Annotated in this window: 23 protein-coding genes, 1 tRNA gene and 1 pseudogene; 8 read left to right on the forward strand and 17 right to left on the reverse strand. The window is 48.5% G+C overall.

The window, feature by feature from the left end; genetic code table 11:
* Positions 1-113 precede the first annotated feature (113 nt).
* From HMPREF3091_RS04545 to HMPREF3091_RS04555, 3 genes are all read right to left on the reverse strand, one after another.
* The gene (locus tag HMPREF3091_RS04545) at positions 114-560 is read right to left on the reverse strand and encodes a PTS sugar transporter subunit IIA (protein ID WP_004090782.1); all 447 of its coding nucleotides are present in this window, start codon (positions 558-560) and stop codon (positions 114-116) included.
* 274 nt (positions 561-834) lie between these two features.
* Positions 835-1,605: an ABC transporter permease gene (locus HMPREF3091_RS04550; protein ID WP_004090783.1), complete on the reverse strand. Its 771-nt coding sequence runs from the start codon at positions 1,603-1,605 to the stop codon at positions 835-837.
* Complete coding sequence (locus tag HMPREF3091_RS04555) at positions 1,602-2,549, reverse strand: ABC transporter ATP-binding protein (RefSeq protein WP_004090784.1); 948 nt, start codon at positions 2,547-2,549, stop codon at positions 1,602-1,604. Before HMPREF3091_RS04555 ends, HMPREF3091_RS04550 begins: the two co-directional genes overlap by 4 nt.
* A gap of 245 nt (positions 2,550-2,794) precedes the next feature.
* Between HMPREF3091_RS04555 and creB the strand changes: the two genes are divergently transcribed.
* From creB to can, 4 genes are all read left to right on the forward strand, one after another.
* On the forward strand, positions 2,795-3,496 hold the full coding sequence (gene creB, locus HMPREF3091_RS04560; protein ID WP_070714494.1) for a two-component system response regulator CreB: 702 nt from the start codon (positions 2,795-2,797) through the stop codon (positions 3,494-3,496).
* The gene (gene creC / locus HMPREF3091_RS04565) at positions 3,493-4,929 is read left to right on the forward strand and encodes a two-component system sensor histidine kinase CreC (protein WP_070714496.1); all 1,437 of its coding nucleotides are present in this window, start codon (positions 3,493-3,495) and stop codon (positions 4,927-4,929) included. The genes creB and creC overlap by 4 nt, the downstream gene beginning before the upstream one ends.
* Positions 4,930-5,019: 90 nt before the next feature.
* Positions 5,020-6,435, forward strand: coding sequence for a cell envelope integrity protein CreD (gene creD, locus HMPREF3091_RS04570; RefSeq protein WP_070714498.1), 1,416 nt, complete (start codon positions 5,020-5,022; stop codon positions 6,433-6,435).
* A 142-nt stretch (positions 6,436-6,577) separates the two neighbouring features.
* Positions 6,578-7,228 carry a carbonate dehydratase gene (gene can / locus HMPREF3091_RS04575; RefSeq protein WP_004090792.1) on the forward strand — a complete coding sequence of 217 codons (651 nt, stop codon included), beginning with the start codon at positions 6,578-6,580 and terminating at the stop codon, positions 7,226-7,228.
* Between the two features lie 92 nt (positions 7,229-7,320).
* Here the strand turns inward: can and HMPREF3091_RS04580 are convergent, their stop codons facing one another.
* Positions 7,321-7,686 carry a DNA-binding protein gene (locus HMPREF3091_RS04580; RefSeq protein ID WP_070714499.1) on the reverse strand — a complete coding sequence of 122 codons (366 nt, stop codon included), beginning with the start codon at positions 7,684-7,686 and terminating at the stop codon, positions 7,321-7,323.
* A 426-nt stretch (positions 7,687-8,112) separates the two neighbouring features.
* Here HMPREF3091_RS04580 and HMPREF3091_RS04585 point away from each other — a divergent pair, with 426 nt between their 5' ends.
* Complete coding sequence (locus tag HMPREF3091_RS04585; protein ID WP_070714501.1) at positions 8,113-8,418, forward strand: hypothetical protein; 306 nt, start codon at positions 8,113-8,115, stop codon at positions 8,416-8,418.
* Between the two features lie 68 nt (positions 8,419-8,486).
* On the opposite strand, the gene hpt is transcribed toward HMPREF3091_RS04585, so the two are convergent.
* The 11 genes from hpt to dnaQ all read right to left on the reverse strand — a co-directional run bounded on the left by hpt (position 8,487) and on the right by dnaQ (position 19,569).
* Positions 8,487-9,023: a hypoxanthine phosphoribosyltransferase gene (gene hpt / locus HMPREF3091_RS04590; protein ID WP_008812463.1), complete on the reverse strand. Its 537-nt coding sequence runs from the start codon at positions 9,021-9,023 to the stop codon at positions 8,487-8,489.
* Between the two features lie 220 nt (positions 9,024-9,243).
* Positions 9,244-9,849 carry a nitroreductase family protein gene (locus HMPREF3091_RS04595; protein ID WP_070714503.1) on the reverse strand — a complete coding sequence of 202 codons (606 nt, stop codon included), beginning with the start codon at positions 9,847-9,849 and terminating at the stop codon, positions 9,244-9,246.
* A gap of 228 nt (positions 9,850-10,077) precedes the next feature.
* Positions 10,078-11,505: an aminobutyraldehyde dehydrogenase gene (patD, locus tag HMPREF3091_RS04600; protein ID WP_008812461.1), complete on the reverse strand. Its 1,428-nt coding sequence runs from the start codon at positions 11,503-11,505 to the stop codon at positions 10,078-10,080.
* Between the two features lie 150 nt (positions 11,506-11,655).
* Complete coding sequence (locus HMPREF3091_RS04605) at positions 11,656-12,468, reverse strand: ABC transporter permease (RefSeq protein ID WP_004090800.1); 813 nt, start codon at positions 12,466-12,468, stop codon at positions 11,656-11,658.
* The gene (locus HMPREF3091_RS04610) at positions 12,458-13,390 is read right to left on the reverse strand and encodes an ABC transporter permease (protein WP_371272913.1); all 933 of its coding nucleotides are present in this window, start codon (positions 13,388-13,390) and stop codon (positions 12,458-12,460) included. The genes HMPREF3091_RS04605 and HMPREF3091_RS04610 overlap by 11 nt, the downstream gene beginning before the upstream one ends.
* 13 nt (positions 13,391-13,403) lie before the next feature.
* Positions 13,404-14,429, reverse strand: a complete 1,026-nt coding sequence (locus tag HMPREF3091_RS04615; RefSeq protein ID WP_070714505.1) for an ABC transporter ATP-binding protein — start codon at positions 14,427-14,429, stop codon at positions 13,404-13,406.
* A 188-nt stretch (positions 14,430-14,617) separates the two neighbouring features.
* Positions 14,618-15,784 (reverse strand): putative ABC transporter substrate-binding protein YdcS, encoded by a 1,167-nt coding sequence (ydcS, locus tag HMPREF3091_RS04620; RefSeq protein ID WP_070714506.1) that lies wholly within the window; start codon positions 15,782-15,784, stop codon positions 14,618-14,620.
* Between the two features lie 68 nt (positions 15,785-15,852).
* Positions 15,853-17,310 carry a gamma-aminobutyraldehyde dehydrogenase gene (locus tag HMPREF3091_RS04625; RefSeq protein WP_004090804.1) on the reverse strand — a complete coding sequence of 486 codons (1,458 nt, stop codon included), beginning with the start codon at positions 17,308-17,310 and terminating at the stop codon, positions 15,853-15,855.
* A 167-nt stretch (positions 17,311-17,477) separates the two neighbouring features.
* A complete protein-coding gene (locus HMPREF3091_RS04630) occupies positions 17,478-18,392 on the reverse strand; it encodes a LysR substrate-binding domain-containing protein (protein WP_070714509.1) in 915 nt (304 codons plus the stop codon).
* 229 nt (positions 18,393-18,621) lie between these two features.
* Positions 18,622-18,698, reverse strand: a tRNA-Asp gene (locus tag HMPREF3091_RS04635).
* 136 nt (positions 18,699-18,834) lie between these two features.
* Positions 18,835-19,569 carry a DNA polymerase III subunit epsilon gene (dnaQ, locus tag HMPREF3091_RS04640; RefSeq protein WP_004090812.1) on the reverse strand — a complete coding sequence of 245 codons (735 nt, stop codon included), beginning with the start codon at positions 19,567-19,569 and terminating at the stop codon, positions 18,835-18,837.
* On the opposite strand from dnaQ, the pseudogene rnhA reads away from it, so the two are divergent.
* A pseudogene (gene rnhA, locus HMPREF3091_RS04645) lies at positions 19,523-20,093 on the forward strand (ribonuclease HI). The gene dnaQ and the pseudogene rnhA sit on opposite strands and share 47 nt — an antisense overlap.
* A gap of 19 nt (positions 20,094-20,112) precedes the next feature.
* On the opposite strand, the gene HMPREF3091_RS04650 reads toward rnhA, so the two are convergent.
* Positions 20,113-20,835: a class I SAM-dependent methyltransferase gene (locus HMPREF3091_RS04650; protein WP_035502583.1), complete on the reverse strand. Its 723-nt coding sequence runs from the start codon at positions 20,833-20,835 to the stop codon at positions 20,113-20,115.
* Positions 20,836-20,881: 46 nt separating this feature from the next.
* Between HMPREF3091_RS04650 and gloB the strand changes: the two genes are divergently transcribed.
* Together gloB and mltD are read left to right on the forward strand one after the other, a co-directional pair.
* Positions 20,882-21,637, forward strand: a complete 756-nt coding sequence (gene gloB / locus HMPREF3091_RS04655; RefSeq protein ID WP_070714512.1) for a hydroxyacylglutathione hydrolase — start codon at positions 20,882-20,884, stop codon at positions 21,635-21,637.
* Between the two features lie 70 nt (positions 21,638-21,707).
* The gene (gene mltD, locus HMPREF3091_RS04660; protein WP_070714515.1) at positions 21,708-23,111 is read left to right on the forward strand and encodes a murein transglycosylase D; all 1,404 of its coding nucleotides are present in this window, start codon (positions 21,708-21,710) and stop codon (positions 23,109-23,111) included.
* An 89-nt stretch (positions 23,112-23,200) separates the two neighbouring features.
* Here mltD and HMPREF3091_RS04665 read toward each other — a convergent pair whose 3' ends face one another.
* Positions 23,201-23,986, reverse strand: coding sequence for an endonuclease/exonuclease/phosphatase family protein (locus HMPREF3091_RS04665; protein ID WP_025800390.1), 786 nt, complete (start codon positions 23,984-23,986; stop codon positions 23,201-23,203).
* Between the last annotated feature and the right edge of the window lie 300 nt (positions 23,987-24,286).

The following is a 24,286-nucleotide window of genomic DNA, read 5'->3' on the forward strand; positions in this document are numbered from 1 at the left end:
ACTCGGACGCCTGCACGGAGTGCATGTAGATTTCGGAATACTAGGCGTACGAAACCTCACACAGCTTTCCAATGTTCAGTCGTACGAACCCTTACACAGTTCTCATGCAGATTTCAGCGCTCAAGCGCCTCCTCCACCGCCATCCCAAATACCGTGTGTCGATTCTGTTCATGCCATAGACTCGTTGCCTGTTCTCGCGTCAGTTCCAGCGCTGAATCACGGAATTCTGCTGCCGTCAGCATGCCCCTTCGGGGAAAGAGTTGAACCATCGCCCCTATGCCAATGCCAACCACAACTTCACATTTTGGATGTTTATGACTCATCAACGCCGCGCTACGAAAAGGTGCGGCACCTAAAATATCAGTGATAAACACCACGCCGTCGCCACTATCGGCAGCATGTAGCGCATCGCACATCATCCGGCTTAGCATATTGGTGCTTAACCATTCGGTATATTCAACGCTGACACATTGCTCCGGAACGCTGCCGAGCAAATGCTTCAGCGATTTTAATGTGCCGCTAGCAAAGCCGGTATGTCCAGCCAAGACAATCCCTAACATAGGCGCTCTTCCCCTTGCATTTGCGGCATCCTGCCGCCTACCTAGACCTGAAATGGTTACACCGATGAACTATTTTAAAAAAAACGCATTCGGAATAATCACATCTTTAATAGGGTTTATCAGGAAATAGCGCAGACCGCAGCAAACATAATAAATGGCGACACAGGATTGTGAGATGAGGCAGAAATGATGATATTTAAGACAGTGAGTTTGAATGATTCCGCAAAATATGATGCAAAAAAAAGCCTCCGTGGAGTACAGAGGCTTGAATTGATTAGGTGCGTAAACCGCGTCCGCGTTCGATTAAATACCACGCTAGCAGATAGAACACCACGATAAACGCCAGCAACACCACAAAGGTAAATACCAGCGGAACATCGTTAATACCGAGGAAACCAAAACGGAATCCACTGATCATATAAACGATAGGGTTTAGCTTCGATACGGCCTGCCAAAAAGGTGGCAGAAGCGTTAACGAATAAAATACCCCACCCAAGTAGGTTAACGGTGTTAACACAAAGGTCGGTACCAAGCTGATATCGTCAAAAGTCTTTGCAAATACCGCGTTCAACAACCCGCCCAGAGAAAATAAAATAGCGGTACACAGCAAGGTTGCAGCGACAATCGCCCAGTTATGCACGTGGAATGGGACAAAGAACAGTGACACCAGTGTCACCAGAATCCCCACGCATACCCCGCGTGCCACGCCACCGCCAACAAAGCCAGCAATAATCACATGCGTTGGCACCGGAGCCACCAGCAATTCTTCGATATTGCGTTGAAACTTAGCGCTGAAAAACGATGAAGCCACGTTCGCGTAAGAGTTGGTAATGACTGACATCATAATCAACCCCGGCACAATAAACTGCATGTAATCGAAGCCGTGCATTTCACCAATGCGGGAACCAATCAGATTGCCGAAAATGATGAAATACAGCGTCATGGTGATCACTGGCGGCACCAGCGTTTGAATCCAGATACGAGCGAAGCGATGAACTTCTTTAGTCCAGATACTTTTTAGCGCAACCCAATAGAGTGCATTCATGCCTTTTTCTCCGTATTCACACGGGGCTTTTCATCGTGATCGTGTACTAAGGTCACAAACAGCTCCTCCAATCGATTAGCCTTATTACGCATGCTGAGTACCTGCACCCCCTGCGCACTCAACTGACTAAATACGCCATTTAGCCCTTGCTCACGCAGAACCTCAACCTCTAGCGTTGAAGTATCACGCAGTTGGCTTTTGTACCCTTCCAGTTTAGGGATTGGGCTTTTTGGGGCTAGGTCAAGGATGAACGTTTCCGATTTCAGCTTCGACAGCAGCTCTTTCATTGACGTATTCTCGACCAACTCACCATTCTGGATTATGCCGATATTCCGGCACAGCATTTCAGCTTCTTCCAGATAGTGGGTTGTCAGAATAATCGTCGTGCCCTGGGCGTTCAGCTCTTTGAGGAATCCCCACATAGAGCGACGCAGCTCAATATCAACGCCCGCCGTTGGTTCATCCAGGATGAGTAGTTTTGGTTCATGCATTAACGCACGAGCGATCATCAAACGGCGTTTCATACCGCCAGAAAGCATGCGAGCACGCTCGTCACGCTTGCCCCAGAGGTCGAGCTGCTTAAGATATTTTTCAGCGCGCAGCAGTGCTTCAGAGTGTGTCACGCCATAATAACCCGCCTGATGCACCACAATTTGCATCACGGTTTCAAACGGGTTGAAGTTAAATTCCTGAGGGACCAAACCGAGCTGTCGTTTAGCGTTAACGATGTCATGATCAATGTCATAACCAAACACATTGACCTTGCCGGAGGATTTATTCACCAATGAGCTGATAATGCCAATGGTGGTCGATTTCCCTGCGCCATTTGGGCCGAGCAGAGCATAAAAATCCCCTGCCTCAACCGTGAGGTCAATACCGCGCAGCGCTTGCACACCACCGGCATAAGTTTTGGTGAGCTGCGAGAGTTCCAGTGCGTATGTCATTATGATTAGCGTACCTTTGCGCCTGAGCTATCAGGCTATTTTGGAACGGAACCGAGATAGTCTTGATGGATACCGTCAATAATCGGGATGTGAACATTTAACGAAGATTGTCTATTTTACATAGCCATAACAGCATTAGCTACCAATCTTATCGTCACCGTCATGAGAAATAGCAATCACCATATTCAGCCACATTTACCTCCGGTAAGATAGCGCTTATCACCCCATGGCCCACGGAAGTTCACATGTCACCCACGATTTGGTTAGTCGAAGATGAGTCAAGTATTGCCGATACGCTTATCTATACGCTAGAAAGCGAAGGCTTTACGGTATGCTGGTTCGAACGTGGCCTGCCCGTACTGGAAATAATGACAGAACAAAAACCAGACTTGGTCATTTTAGACGTGGGCTTACCCGATATTAACGGCTTCGAACTTTGCCGAAAGATACTGGTGCAATCCCCCGATCTTCCGGTGCTGTTTCTGACTGCTCGCAACGATGAAATCGACCGTCTGATCGGATTAGAGATTGGGGCAGATGATTACGTTGCCAAGCCTTTCTCTCCACGAGAAGTGTGTGCCAGAGTGCGGACTATTTTACGCCGCTCCCTCAAACAAAATCGCTTGCTAACCGCTACCTCATCCGCCGTGTCTATCGGGCCATTTATGCTCGACGAAGCATGCGCGAGCATCAGCTACCACCAGCAGCCATTGACGTTAACCCGATATGAATTCTTGTTGTTAAAAACGTTACTGCTCGCTCCGGGGCGTGTTTTTTCTCGCGAACAGTTGATGGATATTGTTTGGACGCATGCCGAAGAGAGCTTGGAGCGTACCGTCGATACCCATATCAAAACATTACGCGCTAAGCTGCGAGCGGTGAACAGTGAGGGCAACGCAATTCAGACTCATAGAGGCTTAGGTTATAGCTTAGGCTACGCATCATGAGGATAGGCCTACAGCTATTGCTGGGTTACTTCATCATCGTGGCCGTCGCCGGTTTTTTCGTATTGGATATCTTTGTCCAAGAGGTCAAACCTGGGGTACGACGAGCCGTCGAGGGAACGCTCAATGACACTGCCAACCTGTTGGCGCAGTTTGCTCATCATGATTTAGTCAACGGCACCTATCACGATGGGGTTCTCACCGACAGCTCGCTGCAACGTGCATTTCAGCGAGTCAATAGCAAACCCATTGGTGCAAATATTGCTGGCATCCGCAAAAATCATAACGAATATCGTGTCTATCTGACCGATGCTAACGGCAAAGTGGTATTTGATTCGAATGGCGAAGCTCTGGGACAAGACTATTCACGCTGGAATGACGTTTGGCTCACTCTGCGAGGGAGGTACGGCGCACGCAGCACGCTAATGGATCCTAACAATCCTGAAAGCTCCGTGATGTATGTTGCCGCCCCCATTTACGACGGTGACCGCATTATCGGCGTGCTCAGTGTGGGTAAACCCAATTTGGCATTAGCGCCCGTGATCCAACGCAGCGAGCACCGCATTTTGGTCGCTGGTGCCGCGCTGTTAGGGATCGCATTACTGGTGGGATTATTTTTCGTCTGGTGGATAAACCGCTCTATTGGACGACTGGTGAAGTACGCCACGTTGGTTTCGGAAGGCCACCCCGTGACTCTGCCGAAAATGAATAGCACAGAACTACGTCGCCTCGCTGAAGCTCTCGAACATATGCGTATTCGTCTAGAAGGGAAAAACTACGTTGAACAATATGTCCACACCCTAACCCATGAACTAAAAAGCCCGTTAGCCGCAATCCGCGGTGCAGCGGAGATTTTACAAGAGCAGCCTCCTGTCGACGTGGCTCAACGCTTTACGCTAAATATTCAGCAGCAAGGTAAACGACTTCAGTTATTGATCGACAAAATGCTCACGTTAGCCAAAATAGAAAGTCGGGTCGAAGCAGAGTTAGAAAGCATCAATATCGCCCCCCTGTTGCAGCAAATAATGACTGCGCATGAAGCTCAGGCGAGACAAACGCAGATAACTCTGCAATTCTCACAGCTGGAAAATTGCACGATGCATGTGGATACATGGCTGCTGACGCAGGCCATTGAGAATTTACTGGCTAATGCATTAGATTTTACACCACCGAGTGGCACTATTACGCTGATAGGAAAACAGAATCTCGATATTTATAGCGTGATTTTAATCGACAATGGTGCAGGTATTCCCGATTATGCACTGCCGCATATTTTTGATCGATTCTATTCACTGCCACGCACCAGTGGTCAAAAAAGCAGTGGGCTGGGACTGTCTTTTGTGCAGGAAGTGGCGAGATTACATCATGGTGAAATCATGTTAGCTAACCACTCACCTCAAGGCGTTGAGGCGCAGCTATTGCTCCCCATTAAATAAACTCCAGCGACTTCACCGTCCCTTCACATAGCTCCATTCACACTTCACTCGACAGGCTTATTTTCCTCTCAATCGTTGAAGGAGAAAGCTATGTTTAAATCGGTATTGTTATATAAGGTGCTTACCGTCGTTGGCTGTATGCTACTGATGTTTATCCCCATACAGCAGTTAATCAACATTGTGCATGAGCGTGAAGAATACCAAGAACAGGTTATCGATCAGGTGGCCGATAGCACCAGTCGCGAACAACGCGTTCTTGGACCTGTCATTGTCATCCCCTATACCTTAACCACCACGGAAATCAATAAGAAGGAGCGCCACAGCATAACGAGGGAATACTTTAGTTATGAACTGCCACAGCAGCTGAATATTGATGGTAAGCCTCAGGTTGAAATCCGCAAAGTCGGCTTATATCAAACCCAGCTCTATCACAGTGACCTACACTTTAGCGCTAACTTTAAAAAGGTAGATACTCGCCAATTAGTTTCTGGCGATAACGTTAAACTTAGCGTGGGTAAACCTTATTTAGTGGTGATGCTGAGCGACGCTCGAGGTATTCGCCAAATATCGTCATTGAAGGCTAACGCAACAGAAATCGCCTTTGAGCCTGGCGTTCAAGGCGATCAACAAGGGCAAGGGATGCATGCAGACATTCCTCTGGAATTACTCACCGGTGACGCTCTAAAAATAGACTTCACCTTTAAGATAAGCGGTAGTAGCTCGCTGGAAGTCGTTCCATTAGGACGAACAACCGAAATGACCTTACGCAGTAACTGGCCACATCCAAGCTTCTTAGGCCGTTTCTTACCCGACACTCACAGCATAACCGATAAGGGCTTTAGCGCTAGTTGGCATAGTAGCTGGTACGCGAATAATCTAAATCATGAGTATCAAGTTGCTGGTGAACAAATACCGTTCAACAATATCCCCGCCTTCCGCGTTGGTTTAGTCGAGCCGGTCGATCATTACCAGCTCACTGAGCGTTCGATCAAATATGCCATCTTATTTATTGGATTAACGTTTGGCGCATTTTTCATGTTCGAAATGCTTACCATGCTCCGCCTACATCCGATGCAATATATCTTGGTGGGTGCAGCGCTATCGATGTTCTATCTCGTTTTGCTGGCTTTTGCCGAGCGTATAGGTTTTACATTGGCCTATCTAATCGCTAGCCTTTCCTGTTCGGCTTTAATTGGCTTTTATCTTAGCGCCGTACTACAAGGCTGGATACGCGGGGTGTTATTCAGCATAGGGCTCCTTGTGCTGTATGGCGTCCTTTACATGCTGCTACATTCAGAAGATAACTCGCTGATGCTCGGGTCTGTGCTGCTGTTTAGCATCTTAGCGCTCATTATGTCACTGACGCGCCGTTTTGATTGGCATCGCGTGACCTCATCATCGTCTTCTCCTCAGAAACAGTCACAAGAGAGTGAAACACCGCCCTCGGACGAAGACGGTGCTCAGGAAGAGAATGTTTCTAGGAAATCATTCAGGCTTTGGAAATAGGGCAAGAATCGCGACGCTACTTAGCTAGCGTCGCGTGTCCATACAACATTTTATTGAGTTAGATCACTGCTCCGATTTCAAAACTGTGATGTTTAGCCTATATTAACCCTCGCAAACCGCATGTTACAGACGATTAACCTCAATGAAAGAAATCGAAAAACTTATTGCGAATAACCACGCATGGTCAGATACCGTGAGTCAGGAAGATCCTGAATTCTTTGGTCGCCTCGCCAAATCACAGCGTCCACGCTTCCTGTGGATTGGTTGTTCTGATAGCCGAGTACCGGCCGAACAGTTAACAGGATTGGAAGCAGGTGAACTTTTTGTGCACCGAAACGTTGCCAATCTGGTTATCCACACTGACTTGAATTGCCTATCGGTTGTTCAATACGCCGTCGACGTATTACAGGTTGAGCATATTATTATCTGTGGCCATTTGGGCTGCGGCGGGATCGAAGCTGCTGTTGAAAACCCTGAACTTGGGTTGATCAATAACTGGCTGCTGCATATCCGCGACCTGTGGTACAAACACAGCTCTCTTCTCGGTGAACTACCGCCAGAAAAGCGTTTAGATACGTTGTGCGAGCTAAACGTCGTCGAACAAGTCTATAACCTTGGTCATTCCACTATCATGCAGTCGGCATGGAAACGTGGACAAAAAGTGATGATCCACGGTTGGGTTTACGGGCTACAGGATGGGCGCCTGCGCGACTTAGATATCACGACCACCAGCCGAGAAACGCTGGAACTGCGCTATCGCAACGCAATGTCTACCCTGCTACAGCAAGGCTAAATAAGTTTGTCGCAGCAGCACAGCCACTGACTATCCTAACCAATATCAGTGGCTGTATTTTATTGCTCTGCTTTTCATAAGTGAAATTAGCGCTAGCGTAAAGAAGAGACCAAACGAAAAAAAAGTGCGTCAACACCTTCGCGCAATGCCAAATCGACGAGCCTTTGTCGCAGTAATAACGGCATTTCTACACAAATCTCTTCCCACATTTTTGTAGCAAGATCCCCATCGCAAGAGCGAGGCTGATAGCGGGCTCCTTGTTCATTTACCTGACGCCAGCGCAACGCCTGCTTTACCTCGTTAGGAAAACTATCAATATGATATTCAATGGTTTTTCCATCGCGCTTACGCCTTATCCACGCCAATTTTCTCGCATGTAAATGTAGCCCTTGAGGCGTAGTCGGTAAATGCGCTATCTCGGTGAGTTGCTTCGCAGTAAACCATTCCAATTCCATCATCTATTCCTCTCTAAGGAATGCTCCTCATTCCTACTAATAAAAATAGTTCTAACAGAAATTACTAATAACATTTTTTCTTAAAATTTTTAATTTAAGAGTGTTTTATAGAAAATTTAAAACTAGGACGATTTACATTAATCATATTAAAACAAGATCATTCACAACCAGATATTAATTTGGTGAATTTATTCAGAAGAATAAACGTCAATTTTTATTTTCATTTGTAATTAACACTAAATCTACTTTTAATTTATTCTTAATGTTGATAGATTTCGCGCCCGAACAGCAACAGAAAAATAACATTCACGGAAAGATAGGAAAGCAGAGAACGCTTATATTTTTTTATTGCATTATTTAGTGGATGAATACGTCTACTAACCACGCAATGGAAGGCCCAATGGTCAATACGCACATTTTGAGGTGATTATGAGCCTATACCGTTTCTCTCTTTTTTCAGTTTTCGCAATTGTAGTAACGCTTTCCAGCTTTGCAAAAGCGAGTGATGGGGTAATCCATTTTATGGGCGCAATTGTTGATGATGCCTGTAATGTGACAAACACAGAGTCAAGCATTCAAACTCGCTGCTATAGAAATGGAAAAGTGTTAACTCAGACAGCCCCAATCAATCAAACCACTTCCGAAACGGCACTACCAAGACAAATTGGTTGGAGCAAAATTGAAACGATTAACGATAAGGAAAACTTGAAAGTACTCACCATTACCTATCGTTAACGCACGCTATGAAACAAAAGCGCCGTCGGGGAGGACGGCGCTTTTTAATCTGAATGAAGCCCAGTGGCTTATTCGTCGAGCATGACGACTTTGCCAATATAAGGCAAATGACGATAGCGCTGAGCATAGTCAATCCCGAAGCCAACAACAAACTCATCGGGAATCGCAAAACCAACGTATTCCACCGGAACATCGACTTCTCGGCGGCTTGGCTTATCAAGCAAGGTACAGATGGCCAATGATTTTGGCCCGCGCAGAGCGAACAGCTCACGCACTTTGCTCAAGGTATTACCTGAGTCGATAATATCTTCGACAATCAGAACGTCTTTACCGCGAATATCCTCATCCAGATCTTTCAGGATTTTTACGTCACGGGTGCTGTTCATACCGTTGCCATAGCTAGAAGCAGTCATGAAATCGACTTCATGAGGGACGTCAATCTGACGGCAAAGATCGGCCATAAACATAAAGGAACCGCGCAGCAAACCAACCAGAACCATTTCACTGCCGCTGTCACGGTAATCTTCTGAAATCTGACGGCCAAGCTCAGCAATTCGCTGATGCACTTCCTGTTCAGAGATCATTACTTCAACTGTATGTTTCATCGCTTATGTACCTTTAGACCGAGTCCTGTAAATCGTTCTCTCGCCTCCACCAACGTTAAATCATAGCGCCAAAATGCGCATCTATGCTGCATACAAACAGACAATATTAACGATAAAAGATGTGGAGGAGCGTTTAAGGGCGCAAAGTATAGCAAGGTAATAGAGCGCCGTCATGGGCAGCGCTCTATTCATTACTCAGGTTAATAATTTTACTCAGGAATTAAAAGCGGTCGCTTTTCACGATGTGCTCGAACGGCAGCTTGCCAATTCGCGGATAGGGCTGGCTGGTGCGTTTACCAATCGCAATCATCAGGCAGATTTCATATTGCTCAGGCTTATTGATGATTTTTCCCACGGCATCAAAATCAAAACCATCCATTGGACAAGAATCATACCCTTGCGCTTTCGCTGCTAACATAAGCGTTTGGGCAAAAATACCGGCGCTGCGCATAATTTCATCACGCTGCGTCTGAGGTTTTCCACGATAGTAGCTATCGACAGCAGGGACAATATATTGCTGTACAGGCTCAGCCGCATCGGCCCAGATGTTTTTCACCTGAGTTTCCCAGCTCGAGAGATCGCCACATAGCACCACCAGCATGGAAGCATCAGTGACCTGAGCCTGACCCCAAGCGGCTTCACGGATCTTTTCGCGCTGCGCACGGTCTTCAATCAGCAATGGACGCCAATGCTGAAGGTTGAAAGCGCTTGGTGCGTTTTGCAACGCAATGTTTAACAACTCTTTTTTCTCATCAAACGTCATGACATGGCTAGCATCAAACTGTTTAGTCGCACGGCGTTGTTGAATTACTTCAATCGCATTCATATTTCCAATTCCTTCCTGTTTTTATTATCGCCAAACCATTGTCATTAAATTAGACCAGTTGTCTAGTATCGCTTGCGCGATGTTGATGGTTGCAGCCATTTTTATCAAGGCAGGAAAAGAAAAAATAATGCCAACAGAACGTTGGCATTGGGGATATATCCATAGGTAGAAATGCTATAGGCAAGCACAGCCTTATGAGGTGGAGAAAAACGCCACCTCATCTATCAATTAACCGTGGTTAATCATCACATGTCTGACAACGGTGTAATCCTCTAAACCAAACATCGACATGTCTTTACCGTAGCCAGACAGTTTTTGCCCACCGTGCGGCATTTCACTGACCAGCATAAAGTGAGTATTCACCCATGTGCAACCGTACTGTAAGCGCGCACTCATACGATGGGCACGTCCCACGTCACGAGTCCAAACCGAAGAGGCCAGGCCATAATTGGAATCATTCGCCCATCCCAGAACCTGAGCTTCATCATCAAACGGCGTGATGGTGATTACCGGTCCAAAGACCTCTTTTTGGACAATTTCATCATCCTGCTTCGCCCCTGCTAGCACCGTAGGCTGGAAATAGAATCCTGGGCCATTAACGCGAGAACCACCGGTCGCGACCGTGATATGCGGAAGTGCCTTTGCGCGCTCAACAAAACCTTCAACGCGTTGCAGATGTTGCTCGGTAATCAGCGGCCCTAATTCGGTGCTTTCATCCCCCGGATTGCCCATATCAAGCGTGGAAACGGTCTGCGCTAGCGCATCAACAACCCGTTGATAGATAGATTTCTGAACGTACAGACGGCAGGCCGCGGTGCAGTCCTGACCCGCGTTGTAAAAGCCGAAAATACGAATACCTTCAACCACTTTCTCAACGTCGGCATCGTCGAATACGATAACCGGAGCCTTACCGCCTAATTCCATATGAGTGCGTTTGATCGTGGATGCGGTATGCCCAATAATATGTGCGCCAGTACCGATAGAGCCGGTCAGCGATACCATGCGTACCTTTGGATGCCCTGTCAGCACATCACCCACGTCTTTACCTAAGCCAAATAACACGTTAACCACACCGGCTGGGAAAAGATCGGCTAGCGTTTGGCTGAGATGAAACGCCGTCAACGGAGTCTGCTCTGAAGGTTTTAGAACCACGGTATTCCCCGCAGCTAACGCGGGAGCCAATTTCCATGCCGCCATCATCAACGGATAGTTCCACGGCGCGATCGAGGCGATCACCCCAACCGGATCGCGACGGATCATGGACGTGTGATCCGGCAGGTACTCACCGGCTACTGGACCGCTCAAACAGCGGGTCGCTCCGGCGAAGAAGCGGAAAACGTCTGCAATCGCTGGAATTTCATCTTCTAGCACGCGTTGATAAGGTTTACCGCAGTTTTGCGATTCCAGACGCGCTAACACTTCGCCTTGTTCTTCAATCACGTCGGCGACCTGTAGCAACAGCGCCGCGCGATCTTTGGGCGTGGTTTGCCCCCATTCGATGAAGGCTTTGTCTGCGGCGTTTACCGCTTCCTCAACCTGCGCAGCACTTGCCTGCGCAATATGTGCGATCACCTCCCCCGTCGCGGGATTGTACACAGGCAGTGCAGAACCTTGACCTTCGACCAAACGCCCGTTAATCAGCAGTTGTGTATGCATTGTTTTATCCTTCAGTAAGAGAGGCGGCAGCGCTTTGCTGCCTATTGTTATTGCTTTCTTATTTGGAACGACTTCTAGGCTGCTGTAGTTCCAAATAATTCGAATCGGGTTTAAGCACAGTGAAAAAACCGGCAGTGAAAGAACCGATTGTTACTTTCCAGCCCCTTCCACATCTTCCGAACCTTTCGTCAGGTAGTACGCCCCTAGGATCGGAATCGCGGTTAGGCACATCACGCATAGCGCCACAACGTTGGTCACCGGCACGTCACGTGGACGATTGAGCTGGTTGAGCAGCCACAGCGGCAGCGTGCGTTCATGTCCGGCAGTGAACGTGGTCACAATGATTTCATCAAACGACAGCGCGAATGCCAGCATTCCTCCTGCTAGCATGGCTGACGCCAAGCTAGGTAACATAACGTGACGGAAGGTTTGCCAGCCGTCCGCACCGAGATCCATTGAGGCTTCAATAAGGCTATGCGACGTGCGACGGAAGCGGGCGATGACGTTGTTAAACACGATCACCACGCAAAACGTGGCATGACCAATAACAATGGTCATCACACCCGGCTCCATGTTTAACGTTTTGAAGGCAGACAGCAGCGCAATACCGGTGACAATACCCGGCAAGGCAATCGGCAACAGAATCAGAAAACTGATGGTTTGCTTACCAAAGAACTCTCGGCGATAGAGTGCAGCCGCCGCGAGTGTGCCAAGGATCAGAGCAATAGTGGTCGCCATCGCCGCGATTTGTACCGAAAGCCACAGGGCATCCCAAACATCCTGACGCCCAGCGGCAACCTCAAACCAGTGCAGCGTGAAACCTTTTGGCGGGAAGCTAAACGCCGAATCTTCGGTGTTGAACGCATAGGCCGCAATAATGAGGATGGGAAAGTGTAAAAACACCAGCCCGCCCCACGCGGCGATTTTGAGCCCCCACGGTGCAGCATTGAGATCAGAGCGCATCGAAAGCCCCCAAACGTTTAACGATGGTTAAATAGATGGCGATCAGCACGATAGGCACCAGCGTGAATGCAGCAGCCATCGGCATATTGCCAATCGCCCCTTGCTGGGCATACACCATGCTGCCGATGAAATAGCCTGGAGGCCCCACCAGCTGCGGCACGATAAAATCGCCCAACGTCAGTGAGAACGTGAAGATGGAACCAGCAGCAATCCCCGGAATAGCCAGCGGGAGAACAATGTGACGGAAGGTTTGCGCCGGATGCGCACCGAGATCGGCAGAAGCCTGAAGCAACGTGGGAGGCAAACGTTCTAATGCAGCCTGAATCGGCAAAATCATGAACGGTAGCCAGATATAGACGAACACCATGAAGCGCCCAAGTCCTGAGGTTGAAAGCGTGCTGCCACCAATATCAGGAATACCGAGCACCCACGCGAGCACGGGTTCCAACCCCATATAATGCAGGAACCATTGCGCAACGCCGTCTTTCGCCAACAGTAACGTCCACGCATAAACTTTGACGATATAGCTCGCCCACATCGGCATCATAATAGCGATATAGAAAAAGGCTTTACTGCGGCCACGGGTATAACGCGCCATATAGTAGGCAATCGGAAACGCTAACAGCGCGCAGGCCAGAGAAACCAAAATAGCCATCGTCAGCGTGCGTACAATAATGTCGTAGTTCGACGGATTAAACAGCGCTTTGATATTATCCAGCGTGAAATCCGGCGTCACCGTCATGGTGAAATCATCAAAGGTATATGCGCCCTGCCAGAGCAAGGTAAACAAAGACCCAAGATAAATAACACCAAACCACAACAATGGCGGCGTGAGCAGCAGCAGCAAATAAAGCGTCGGACGACGATATAAAAAGGTTGAGAACCGCCGCGCAGGACGGTTACGAACTTCTGAGTAGTCCATTCCCATCTCCATTTCAGCGATCCCCCGCCAGCGCCACCATCGCATTCCTTTCCCAGCACAGGCGAACCGGTTCACCAGTATTCCGTACCGGCTGTAAAAGCTGCTCCTGCGTGTTGCCCTGACTGACAAACAAGCGAACACCGTTGTCGATCATGACTTCATAACGCGTTGCAGCTCCTTGGTAGTGCACATCACGCAAAATGCCCTGCACGTGGATCTCTTCCGGCTTGGCGGCTTCGCGGGCAAAACGAATATGCTCAGGGCGGATCGAGAAAATGCCAGGCTGCCCCAGCAAAGTTTCCGCCGACGGGCCACGAATGACGTTCGAGGTACCGACAAACTCAGCGACAAACGCCGTTTCAGGCTGCATATAGAGTTTTTGTGGCGTATCCACCTGCTCGATACGGCCTTGACTAAATACCGCCACGCGATCGGACATCGACAGCGCTTCGCTTTGATCGTGAGTGACGAAAATAAAGGTGATGCCAAGCTGACGCTGAAGCTTTTTCAGCTCGGTTTGCATCTGCTCGCGTAGCTTGAGATCGAGTGCCCCGAGAGGCTCATCGAGCAGTAAAACTCGTGGACGATTCACCAGCGCACGCGCTAATGCCACTCGCTGGCGTTGCCCACCGGACAACTGTGATGGCTTGCGCTCTCCATACTCGGCTAACGCTACGCTACTTAATGCCTCACGCGCACGGCTGGTGCGCTCAGCCTTCGCCACACCTTTAACCATCAGGCCATAGGCGATATTTTCCAGCACCGTCATATGCGGGAATAGTGCGTAATCCTGAAATACGGTGTTCACATCGCGCTGATACGGCGGTAAACCCGCCGCCTCTTGCCCTCGAATTCGAATCGACCCGCTGCTTGGCTGCTCAAAGCCGGCAATCAAACGCAAACACGTGGTTTTTCCCGAACCAGAAGGCCCCAACAGAGAGAAAAACTCCCCTTCTTTAATCGTCAACGAAACGCGATCCACCGCATGAACGTCGCCGTAGAGTTTGGATACATCAATTAATTCAACAGAGCCGCTCATTTTTATGTTCTCCGACAAACTGTAAAATTTTGGTGGATGCCTCTGTAGGCGTAGCGAGCACAAAGAGTTTGAACATGGGCAGAGCGCAAGAACCGGAACGTACATGTCGTACATGAGCCAATTCTTTTAAAGAAAATGAGCACTGCCCTAGTTCAAAATATCAAGCCCAGTGGCCTATCAGGCATTCACTATCTGCCACCCATGATGGCGATATAATCCTGCGTCCAACGGCTATACGGGACGCATTGGCCTTGGCTTTCACATTTAGCCTGCGGTGTTTTCCAGAAAGCGATTTTGTCGAAGAATTTATATCCATTGGCTTCACAGCCGTTTGCACCCAGCAGCGTGCTGGCTTTACAGCCTTCTGGCACGGCAGGTAATGAGCCAAACCAAGCGGCAACGTCACCTTGAACTTTTGGCGTGAGCTGCCAGTTCATCCATTTGTAGGCACACGTCAGATGCTTAGCCTGAGCATGAACCATCGTGGTATCCGCCCATCCTGTGGCTCCCTCTTTCGGGAAGACGGCGTTGATTGGCTGACCTTCGTTTTTCAAACCGTTGGCTTGGAATGGCCATGAGCTTCCGGCGGCGACGCCTTCATTTTTGAAGTCGCTCATCTGCACCGATGCATCATGCCAATAGCGATGAATCAGTGGGTGCTGAGTGCGCAGTAAATCGAGCACCGCTTGATACTGAGTTTCGTTGAGTTCATACGGATCTTTTATGCCCAGCTCTGGCTTAGCGCTTTTTAGATAGAGCGCCGCGTCGGCGATATAAATCGGCCCGTCGTAGGCCTGTACGCGGCCTTTATTGCTTTTACCATCGGGTAGGTTTTGCGGCTCAAAGATCACGCCCCACGTGTCGGGAGCTTTTGGAAAGACTTTCGTGTTGTACATCAGCAGGTTCGGGCCCCACTGATAAGGCGTTCCATAGACTTCACCTTTGACGGTGTACCATGGGCCATTAACCATGCGTGGATCGAGGTTTTTCCAGTTAGGGATAAGGTCGGGATTAATGGGCTGCACACGTTTGCCATAGATCAAACGCAGAGAGGCGTCGCCAGAGGCGGTGACTAAATCATAACCCCCTTTCGCCATGAGGCTGACCATTTCATCTGACGTCGCCGCCGTTTTAATGTTGACCTTACAGCCAGTGTCTTTTTCAAACTGGGTTACCCAGTCATAGTTTTTATCGCTCTGACCCCGTTCGATATAACCTGGCCAAGTAATGATATCTAACTGCCCTTCTGCGGGGCCGAGCTTTTGCGGAAGTCCATCTGCCTGAGCCGTCGCAATTCCGCCCAGCCCGCTGATACAGAGCGCTGAAAGCGCTGTGACAATAAATGTATTTTTCATTGCTATCCCCTGTCTCTTATATAAAGCGGCAGATGAACTGCCTTGTTATGTCATCACTGGCTTCAATCTCAAAACTGCGGTTTTATTTTCGCCATGATGTGGCGCACTACGCTGTAGTCCTGCAAAGCATCGCCGGACAAATCCTTACCATAGCCAGAACGTTTGAGGCCGCCGTGCGGCATTTCGCTGACTAGAGTGAAATGGGTGTTAATCCAAGTGGTTCCATACTGGAGCTGCGCTGCAAGCTGCCATGCGCGATCGATATTTTTGGTCCACACCGAAGAGGCCAATCCATATTCCGATTCATTTGCCCATTGCAGCGCCTGCTCCAGAGAATCGACCGGCGTAACGCTCACTACGGGGCCAAAAACCTCGCGCTGAACAATTTCATCCTGCTGTTGGCAACCCGCGAGAAGCGTCGGGGGATAGAAAAATCCTGGGCCGCTATGCATTTGAGCGCCGGTAATTCGCTCGATGTGAGGATGGCTTAGCGCCCGTTCGACAAAGCTGGCAACGCGGTCGCGCTGGCGAGCGCTGATAAGCGGCCCCATTTCGTTTTCTCGATCGTCATGGCGGGCATATCTCAACGAACCGGCGGCGTGTCCAAGCGACTCCACCAGCGCGTCATAAATTTTTCGATCGGCATAAACGCGGCAGGCCGCGGTACAATCTTGCCCTGCGTTATAAAAACCGTAGCGGCGAATTCCAGCAACCACCTCGTTTAAATCGGCATCATCACACACGATGACGGGTGCTTTGCCCCCCAGCTCCAAATGAGTGCGTTTGACGTTTTTCACCGCGGCCTGCATGATTTTCTGCCCAGTCACGATGTCACCGGTGAGGGAAACCATGCGTACCAACTGATGATTCACCAAGTAATTGCCTACGGTTTCACCGCGCCCATAAACAACGTTAATCACGCCCGTAGGGACGATATCTTTAAGCAAAGGGATCAAAGCTAGCGTGGATAACGGCGTATGCTCAGAGGGTTTGAATACCACGGTGTTGCCCGCAGCTAACGCGGGAGCCATTTTCCACGCCGCCATCATCAGCGGGTAGTTCCACGGCGCAATAGAAGCCACTACGCCAATGGCATCACGGCGGATCATCGAGGTATGCCCTTCGAGATATTCACCACCCAACTGTCCGTGCTGACAGCGCACTGCACCCGCAAAATAGCGGAAGGTATCAATCGCGGCGGGAATATCATCTGAAAGCGCCTGATGAATAGGTTTACCACAGTTGAGAGACTCAAGCTCGGCGAGCTGAAGTGCGTTGCGTTCAATCACATCAGCAATGGCGAGTAGTAGAGAAGCACGGCGGGCGGGCAAGGTTCTAGACCAACTCAGAAATGCACGCTCGGCAGATTCAACCGCATCAGAAACCTGTTGGGCAGACGCTTCAGCCAGCAACAGCAGTGCCTCACCGTTGGCCGGATTAATTAACTGCTCCTCCGGCCCTTCACCAGTGACTAGCTGTCCATCAATAAACTGCTGGGTGCTGAGTCTGTCCGTTATGCTGCCCATTGCGGCGACCTCTAGGAAACGACATCACTTAAATGTCATTAATTTGTAATTGAAATGTAAAATCTCATTTACTTGAGCCTAGAGCAGCCGTTAGCCAGCGGCAAATATGAAATAGTGAAGGAGGCATTCATAAAATCCGATACCTACCGTTAATGTGAAGCAGGTCATTATTTTGGTGATAGCTTCCTCATCGCACTGTTTTCACGCGCGATCTGCAAGAATGGCGTAACCAGCTCTGGCCGCGCGCTTCCGCGACGCCATGCGAGTCCTACGTCTAACGGCTCTAACGTATCAACCAAGGTGCGCGCTTCAATCATGTTTCCTTCCAGTGACCATGGGCGATAGGCCATATCGGGCAGCAAAGCCACACCAATCCCTGCCGCAACGAGGCTACGCACGGCCTCCGTTGAACCGGTGCGCATTGCAATTGTGGGCGTCAATTTGGCTTTCTCCCAAATGCGACGCAGGTGACTTCCCATTTCGTCGGTGTTGAGCTGGATCAGCGGCTCTTTCACCACATCGGCCAAGCGGATACTGTCATTTTCCAATAGAGGGTGTAACGGCGGGAGCCATAAGCGATATGGCGAATGCATCAGTACTTCAGTTTGTAGCGCATCACGATCTTCAAGGTTCGAAAGGATCAGCACGCCGATATCAATTTCGCCGTTAACCAGCAGGTGTTCGATATAGGGACGTTCGTCTTCAACTAATTGCGTGGTGACATTGGGATAAGCCGCGCGAAAACGCGTCAGCATATCCACTAAAAAATAGCCAGCGACTAAGCTGGTTACCCCAATTTTGAGTGTACCACTCAGATTCTCACAGCCGAGTTCAAGGCTGCGCTTGGCGTTTTCGACGGTAGCAAGGATCAGGTATGACTGACGCAAAAACTGATGACCTTGGTGCGTCAGCTCCATCCCCTTGGCGTGGCGCTTAAATAAGACAGCGCCGATTTCCTGTTCCAATAGCTGAATGGCTTGAGTTAGCGAAGACTGTGAGACAAAAACCGTCTGCGCAGCCGCAGAAATCGAGCCGGTTTCGGCAACGGCGATGAAATGGCGGAGCTGGCGTAAGGTCATCATGAGGAAATCATCCGGTTAAACGCTGATGATCAAAGTGTAGCCAGAATTAGCTAGGCATTCGGTTTTATATCAAAAGTATGACGGCGTTCGGATTTTCCGAATCTGTTGTTGATGATTCAAAGCAAGATAAATAATAGAGGGGTCATCGTGGTGAATTTGTGAAAGGAAACTAACGAAACGATAAATAGACGAAAGCCCTGATTCATTGCTGAATCAGGGCTTCTGAATGTGGCGGAACGGACGGGGCTCGAACCCGCGACCCCCTGCGTGACAGGCAGGTATTCTAACCAACTGAACTACCGCTCCGCGTTGTTCCTTGTGGGAACGAGGCGGATGATACGGATGTAGCACAAACTCGTCAACTGTTTTTCTAACAAAGATTTTCAACTGAACGGTTTTTCATCTTTTTGGCTATTTTTCAACAGATTCCGTACAAAAAAAGCTATTCAGCACGCCACAAACAGCTGCCGCCTTTCTTCTGTACCAGATCAAGACGGTGCTCATGTTCGGCTAATTCTTCCGCACTTGCTCTTACCACTTTTAATGCCTGCATTTTACGGACAATTTTTTGCACTTCACCGGTAGGTCTTGGCTTCTCCCCTTCGCTTTCCATAGAGAAAGTCAGTGAGGTTTGCCCGCCTGTCATGGTGAGATAGACGTCAGCCAGTATTTGGGAGTCAAGTAATGCGCCGTGCAGCGTACGCTTGGTGTTATCTATTTCATAGCGGTTACATAGCGCATCCAGACTGTTACGCTTACCAGGGAACAGGCGACGCGCCATCACCAAGCTGTCGGTGATCTTACAGAAGGTTTCCGTCTTCGGAATATCGCGATTGAGCTTACGGAACTCGTAGTCCATAAACCCGATATCAAACGGTGCATTATGAATAACCAGTTCAGCACCGCGAATGAACTCTAAGAATTCATCGGCAATATCAGCAAAGGTCGGTTTATCTAACAGGAAATCGTCACTGATCCCATGAACACCATAGGCCTCTGGATCGACAAGGCGATCGGGCTTAATGTAAACATGGAAGTTACGGCCTGTTAAACGGCGGTTGATCACTTCAACCGCACCAATTTCAATGATTCGATGTCCTTCGTAATGAACCCCGAGCTTATTCATACCGGTGGTTTCTGTATCGAGGACGATCTGTCGAGTTATTCCTGTGCTCATAATGTCACTTTATGTCAGACTTACGGTTTTGACTGCGGAGTAGTCTACCAGAGATGCTAAAACAGGTTGAGATTTTCACCGATGGTTCTTGCCTCGGTAACCCAGGCCCCGGTGGCTACGGTGCCATTTTGCGCTATAAGCAACATGAGAAGACTCTGAGCGCAGGGTATTACCTAACGACTAATAACCGCATGGAGCTGATGGCGGCCATAGTTGCGTTGGAAACGCTGAAAGATCCATGCTCGGTTATTTTGTGCAGTGATAGCCAGTATGTGCGCCAAGGAATCACCCAGTGGATCCATAACTGGAAAAAGCGTGGCTGGAAAACAGCAGACAAAAAACCGGTTAAAAACGTGGATTTGTGGCAACGCCTCGATCTCGCTATCCAACCACACAAAATTGAATGGGTTTGGATCAAAGGCCACGCAGGACATATCGAAAACGAACGCTGTGATGAGCTTGCGCGCGCTGCGGCGGGCTCTCCAGACAGAGATGACACCGGCTATCAGCCAGAAAGCAAATAAGCGTCGCCAGTTTGTACTATTAGTCAGAACGCTTACGAAAACTTTTTGTTGCGCCAACGGTTCCACGCCAGCTCGCTCGCTGACTTCTTTCGCGTAGGGAGGTCGGCGTGAGTGGTATCGTTCTCTTACGCGCCACAATGATACTTAGGCAGCCTAAAACCGGCAGATGTTTACCAATAAATAAGCCACCGCGGCGATTCCAAGGCAAAATTTGGCAACGGTGTTCATACAACACCTCATAATTGAGGAGCTGTAGCCAGTCTAGCATACGCATCATGCTAAACATTCGGCTGCTATAAGGTAGGCGTTTGCGTAAACCTGGGACCAGTTTGCCTAGCCCAACAAGACTGGTTGGATTAAATCCCGTTAGGATTAGCCAGCCATCGTCGATAAGGACTCGATCCACTTCTCGCAGCATACGGTGGGGATCGCTAGCAAAACTCAGAGTATGTGAGAGCAAACACGCATCAACAGACTTCGCGGAGAAAGGTAGGCGATAGGGATCGGCGATAACCTGCATGTTATCCCCTTTCGCACCGATACTAACCTGATGAGAGATCCCACACTTTTCAGTGGAAATCTGAGAGCTTAGCGGGCCAATTTTTAACAGATGATAACCAAACAGCTTAGGCCACCAAGGCGCTAGCTGCTGCTCTAATGCAGCACGGTAATATTCTCCCCAAGGGATTTCACTCCATGACAGTGGAGAAGAAATCGTACGTGTTATCTGTGCTGGTTTCATCCGATCACCTATTTTTGGGGAATAACTCAATGGAGAGCCATCGATTATGAATCTTATCAGTATCCCTGCCATGCAAGATAACTACATTTGGCTACTCGCTAACGAACAGCGCGAATGCCTGATTGCCGATCCTGGCGTTGCGTCCCCAGTTTTACATTACCTGACGGAAAATAAGCTTACTCCTAAAGCTATCCTACTTACGCATCATCATAATGATCACGTAGGCGGCGTGGGCGAGATTTTGCAAAGCTATCCCGATATAACAGTATATGGGCCTCAAGAAACCGTGAAGTATGGTTGTACCCATCAGGTTCAAGGACATGATGAAATTACCGTATTAGGTATGAATTTCAGCGTGTTGGATGTGCCAGGACATACTCTCGGGCATATTGCCTACTATGCCACACCCTATCTGTTCTGTGGCGATACCTTATTTTCAGCAGGTTGTGGACGTATTTTTGAGGGTACGCCCGAGCAAATGTATGCCTCTTTACAGCTCATTGCGCAACTTCCTGATAACACCTTGATTTGTTGCGCTCATGAATATACCGAATCAAATCTTAGGTTTGCAAGATACGTTTTACCAGAAAACAAAGAGATTGAAACATATCAGAAACAAGTTAAGGAATTGCGGTTAAAACATCAACCTAGCGTGCCTTCTTTGTTGAAAATAGAGAAGGAAATTAATCCTTTTTTACGTTGTTATGACAATGATTTACAACGAAATATTGGATTCGAAAATCACCCAAATGAGACTTGGCAAGTTTTTGCTCGCCTACGCGACATGAAAGACAGCTTCTGAAGCTTTTTGTTGTGTTTTGAGGCTAAGCAAAGTATTATTGCTCGTCTTTTAATCACCAGTAGACACACACATGAAGGCTAAAGCAATTATCTTTGCCTCTATGTTGCTGGTCGGGTGCCAAGGCGTAAACCATCACGCTAAAGAGCCCGAACAGCATGCACAGAGTTTGTCTTCAGTCAGTCGAAGTGAAGCAGGACAGCCCTCAAAGGACGCACGAGCGACCTCCGCGCGATGGCTAAACGATAGTACTAGCAACATCGCGCAGGAAGATTTGTGGGGCTTCATTAGTGACGACCTGAAGATGAAGGTTCCGGACAATAGCCGGATCCGCGAGCAAAAAAATAAGTTTTTAAAAAATAAGAGCTATCTCCACGATGTAACATTACGGGCAGAGCCGTATATGTACTGGATAGTCGAGCAGATTAAGCAACGTAAAATGCCGATGGAACTGGTACTACTACCCATAGTGGAGAGCGCTTTTAACCCACACGCAACGTCATCCGCTAACGCCGCAGGGCTTTGGCAGATAGTTCCTCAGACGGGGCGCAATTACGGGTTGAAACAAAACCAGTGGTATGACGGACGACGTGATGTTGCCGCCTCTACCACCGCAGCATTGGATATGATGCAGCGAATGAACCGCATGTTTGGCGGTGACTGGTTATTGACGGTGGCTGCATTTAACAGCGGTGAAGGCCGCGTAATGCAGGCAGTCAAAGCAAATAAGCGTAAAGGTTTGCCGACTGATTTTTGGTCTTTATCATTGCCACGTGAAACATCGATCTATGTACCGAAGATGCTCGCGTTAAGTGATTTGATTAAAAATAACAAACGTTATGGCATTAAACTGCCTAAGTCTAACGACCAGCGTGCGCTAGCAAAAGTTGATGTAGGACAGCAAATTCAGCTGACTCAAGCCGCAGAAATGGCGGGCATGTCACTGACAAAAATGAAGGCCTTTAATCCTGGTTACAAAAAGAATGTAACTGCACCAAATGGTCCTCACTACATCATGGTGCCCAAAGCACACGTAGAGCAGTTTAAAGATTCACTGGCCGAAGGCGAAATTGCTGCAATCCAGCCGAACGCTCAGTTAGCTTCAACGAACACATCGTCTAAAGCGCAAGCTTCTAGCTATAAAGTTCGTTCAGGGGATACGATCTCTACCATTGCCAAGCGTTTGAATATCAGCCAGAAACAGTTGTTGAGCATGAATAATTTGCGCAGCAACAGCAAGCTGAAAGCCGGTCAGACACTGCAGGTAGCAAATAACACCAGCACGTCGATCGCTGATAACAGCAGTATTACCTACAAGGTACGTAAAGGCGACTCACTAGCCAGCATTGCAAAACGTCATGGTGTTAACATCAAGGATGTGATGCGTTGGAACAGCGTCATTACAAAAGCAAGTCAAATTCAGCCTGGTGATATGCTCACCCTGTATGTACGAGACTCTGCGAACTCAAATACCTAATCGGGTAAGTCGTGTGTAGTCAAAGTGCTACAAAACGCAAAAAAGCGCCGAAAGGCGCTTTTTTTATATCTGCAATCTCAGCCAGAGACTTAGTCGGGTTTGAAGTCTACTAACAGCGGATTATGATCTGATGCCTGCGTCACTAACACGGACGCTTCAACAACGCCAAGACCACGATAAAAAACAAAGTCGAGAGGACGCCCAAAGGCCGTACGACGACGATCGTTAGTGAAATTGACCTCCTGTAGCTCCATACCACTTGCAAACCGCTGAAGGGCGTTAATTCGCTGTTTACTCCATGCATTAAAATCACCGGCCATAATGACAGGACCTTTATGCAAAGCAATTTGCTCACCGATAGGGTCTAACTGCTTACTATAAACATCTACGCCCAAGCTAAAGTTTACCGCGTGAATATTCACCACCATCAATAGTCGTCCATCAAACAGCGGATAGACCGTCACCAAGGCTGATTTTGATAATCGAATTAAAGGCTCTTTCTCACGTAACGGGCAGCAATAAACTGGATGCGCAGCAGCTAGAGTCATCACGCCAGAAGGATGCTGCGGAAACGAAAATGCAGGTACCTGATCGGCAGTAAGATAATTACTCGTCGCAAATTTCACCAATTCAGGCGTTGTTTGCGCTTCTTGCAAAAGAACAAGCTGAGAACTTTTACCATATTCCTTCAAGACGGATAGCCAATCTGAACGCTGCTGTTTAAATATATTCCACACCATAATGCGTAGAACATTATCCGTTGGAAGAGATTGAGTAACGGGCAACGTTTGCCCCAGCTCGTTCATCGCGCCGGGGAATACTCGCTCAGCAGGAAGACCCGCCACGTAACGCATGGCATAATTTTTTTTCCGCACTTTCGCCGCCTGTTAGTAAAAACTCATTCAATTGCTCAAACAATCATCAGATAATTATACGCCTTCCATAGAGACATCAAAACGATCAGCTAATCTTAGCCCTACTTTGTTATAGGGACTAAACAGGTGAAAAACAACTGTAAGAGCGGAATCCGCAGGTAAAACTACGTAAGCACGAGGCTAATTGAGGAAGGAACGAATATTAAGTGGCGTCTGCTGTTAAACAAAAACAAAAAAGCCTGCTATCTCTAGCAGGCTTTTTTGCGAATAAGTGGCGGAACGGACGGGGCTCGAACCCGC

This window comes from Hafnia sp. HMSC23F03 (assembly GCF_001816025.1).
Taxonomy (GTDB): Bacteria; Pseudomonadota; Gammaproteobacteria; order Enterobacterales; family Enterobacteriaceae; genus Hafnia; species Hafnia paralvei.

Excerpts from the sequence above, each read along its gene's own strand:
- HMPREF3091_RS04545 (WP_004090782.1), bottom strand. The coding sequence starts at position 560 with ATGTTAGGGATTGTCTTGGCTGGACATACCGGCTTTGCTAGCGGCACA.
- HMPREF3091_RS04550 (WP_004090783.1), bottom strand. The coding sequence starts at position 1,605 with ATGAATGCACTCTATTGGGTTGCGCTAAAAAGTATCTGGACTAAAGAA.
- HMPREF3091_RS04555 (WP_004090784.1), bottom strand. The coding sequence starts at position 2,549 with ATGACATACGCACTGGAACTCTCGCAGCTCACCAAAACTTATGCCGGT.
- creB (WP_070714494.1), top strand. The coding sequence starts at position 2,795 with ATGTCACCCACGATTTGGTTAGTCGAAGATGAGTCAAGTATTGCCGAT.
- creC (WP_070714496.1), top strand. The coding sequence starts at position 3,493 with ATGAGGATAGGCCTACAGCTATTGCTGGGTTACTTCATCATCGTGGCC.
- creD (WP_070714498.1), top strand. The coding sequence starts at position 5,020 with ATGTTTAAATCGGTATTGTTATATAAGGTGCTTACCGTCGTTGGCTGT.
- can (WP_004090792.1), top strand. The coding sequence starts at position 6,578 with ATGAAAGAAATCGAAAAACTTATTGCGAATAACCACGCATGGTCAGAT.
- HMPREF3091_RS04580 (WP_070714499.1), bottom strand. The coding sequence starts at position 7,686 with ATGATGGAATTGGAATGGTTTACTGCGAAGCAACTCACCGAGATAGCG.
- HMPREF3091_RS04585 (WP_070714501.1), top strand. The coding sequence starts at position 8,113 with ATGAGCCTATACCGTTTCTCTCTTTTTTCAGTTTTCGCAATTGTAGTA.
- hpt (WP_008812463.1), bottom strand. The coding sequence starts at position 9,023 with ATGAAACATACAGTTGAAGTAATGATCTCTGAACAGGAAGTGCATCAG.
- HMPREF3091_RS04595 (WP_070714503.1), bottom strand. The coding sequence starts at position 9,849 with ATGAATGCGATTGAAGTAATTCAACAACGCCGTGCGACTAAACAGTTT.
- patD (WP_008812461.1), bottom strand. The coding sequence starts at position 11,505 with ATGCATACACAACTGCTGATTAACGGGCGTTTGGTCGAAGGTCAAGGT.
- HMPREF3091_RS04605 (WP_004090800.1), bottom strand. The coding sequence starts at position 12,468 with ATGCGCTCTGATCTCAATGCTGCACCGTGGGGGCTCAAAATCGCCGCG.
- HMPREF3091_RS04610 (WP_371272913.1), bottom strand. The coding sequence starts at position 13,390 with ATGGACTACTCAGAAGTTCGTAACCGTCCTGCGCGGCGGTTCTCAACC.
- HMPREF3091_RS04615 (WP_070714505.1), bottom strand. The coding sequence starts at position 14,429 with ATGAGCGGCTCTGTTGAATTAATTGATGTATCCAAACTCTACGGCGAC.
- ydcS (WP_070714506.1), bottom strand. The coding sequence starts at position 15,784 with ATGAAAAATACATTTATTGTCACAGCGCTTTCAGCGCTCTGTATCAGC.
- HMPREF3091_RS04625 (WP_004090804.1), bottom strand. The coding sequence starts at position 17,310 with ATGGGCAGCATAACGGACAGACTCAGCACCCAGCAGTTTATTGATGGA.
- HMPREF3091_RS04630 (WP_070714509.1), bottom strand. The coding sequence starts at position 18,392 with ATGATGACCTTACGCCAGCTCCGCCATTTCATCGCCGTTGCCGAAACC.
- dnaQ (WP_004090812.1), bottom strand. The coding sequence starts at position 19,569 with ATGAGCACAGGAATAACTCGACAGATCGTCCTCGATACAGAAACCACC.
- HMPREF3091_RS04650 (WP_035502583.1), bottom strand. The coding sequence starts at position 20,835 with ATGAAACCAGCACAGATAACACGTACGATTTCTTCTCCACTGTCATGG.
- gloB (WP_070714512.1), top strand. The coding sequence starts at position 20,882 with ATGAATCTTATCAGTATCCCTGCCATGCAAGATAACTACATTTGGCTA.
- mltD (WP_070714515.1), top strand. The coding sequence starts at position 21,708 with ATGAAGGCTAAAGCAATTATCTTTGCCTCTATGTTGCTGGTCGGGTGC.